Source organism: Dietzia sp. SYD-A1, from assembly GCF_015356725.1.
In the GTDB taxonomy this organism is placed as follows: Bacteria; Actinomycetota; Actinomycetes; order Mycobacteriales; family Mycobacteriaceae; genus Dietzia.
The window spans coordinates 1-758 of sequence record NZ_JADDKI010000379.1; the positions used below are offsets into that span (position 1 = coordinate 1).

The following is a 758-nucleotide window of genomic DNA, read 5'->3' on the forward strand; positions in this document are numbered from 1 at the left end:
GCCCAAGGCGGACCCGCCGGGTCGGACCCCGTTGCTCGAGGCGGTCGCGGCCGCCGTCGCCGCGCTGTGCCTGGACGAGCGCGTGGCCCCCGGCGGACCGTGGCACGAGGACTACGCGGCGTGGCTGGATGCCAGGATGCGCAAGATCGCGCGGCGTGCGCGAGGCGCGCAGTGGCGCACCGCTCTCGAGGTCGAGGGGGTGACCCGCGAGGTGGACGGGTGCGCGGCCAGGGCGTTCGTCCCCGGCCCGGTCGACGACGTGGACCCGCGCCTCGGCCGTCTGCAGATCGGGGGCACCGACCTCGAGCGGGATGATCCGGGCCCCCCGCCGCCGCGTGTGCCGGTCGTGTGGGTGGACAGGACGCTGGAGATGTCCGTGGGTAAAGCCGCCGCCCAGGTCGGCCACGGGGTGATGGTGCTGATGGCGGAGATGGACCGCGACCGGCTCGAGCGGTGGATCGACGACGGGTTCCGCGTGGCGGTTCGGGAGGCGGATCCCGACCGGTGGCGAGAGCTCTCGGCGGCCGTGTCCGCTCGTGCCCCGGGGGTGGCCGCTGTCGTCGACGCAGGGTTCACGGAGGTCGCGCCGGGCTCGCTGACGGTCATCGCCGTCGACCAGGGCTGACGCCCGACGCCGGGCGGCGACTGACACCCGCAGGCGCCGATGGCACACACCCCCAGCCGCTCCCTGCCATGCACGGTGGCGTGCGCAGCGGGGCAGGCGAGAGTTCATCGCCGCGGGCGGTTGCGGCTGGGGG

At 75.6% G+C, this 758-nt stretch carries 1 protein-coding gene; it reads left to right on the forward strand.

The features are described from left to right. The coding region (locus IY392_RS14050) for an aminoacyl-tRNA hydrolase (RefSeq protein WP_194861547.1) at positions 1-625 on the forward strand (625 nt) is incomplete at its 5' end. Positions 626-758: the final 133 nt, after the last annotated feature.